The sequence below is a fragment of the Pseudoalteromonas sp. T1lg24 genome, assembly GCF_002964745.1.
GTDB lineage: Bacteria > Pseudomonadota > Gammaproteobacteria > Enterobacterales > Alteromonadaceae > Pseudoalteromonas > Pseudoalteromonas spongiae.
In genome coordinates, this window is the sequence record NZ_PQCB01000020.1 from 1 (window position 1) to 242 (window position 242).

The 242-nt window shown below is 52.1% G+C and carries 1 protein-coding gene; it reads right to left on the reverse strand.

The features are described 5' to 3' along the window. On the reverse strand, positions 1-242 hold a 242-nt coding region (locus C2M30_RS12250), incomplete at both ends, for a transposase (protein WP_158683398.1).

The following is a 242-nucleotide window of genomic DNA, read 5'->3' on the forward strand; positions in this document are numbered from 1 at the left end:
AGTTCAGTCGAGATGTTGGCAGCATGGCGGTAACTATGCGCTCCTTCGACTAACAATCGTCTTGCTCGACCATTGCCGCATTTAGTAATTGCGCCAATATGCCTTTTACCGCCACTTGAGTGTTCACTTGGTACAAGGCCGAGGTAACTCATCAGCTTACGCGGATGGTCGAAGCGGGTTAAATCGCCAAGCTCAGCGACAACGCCTGCAGCCACAAGTAAACGCACACCACGCATCGCTTG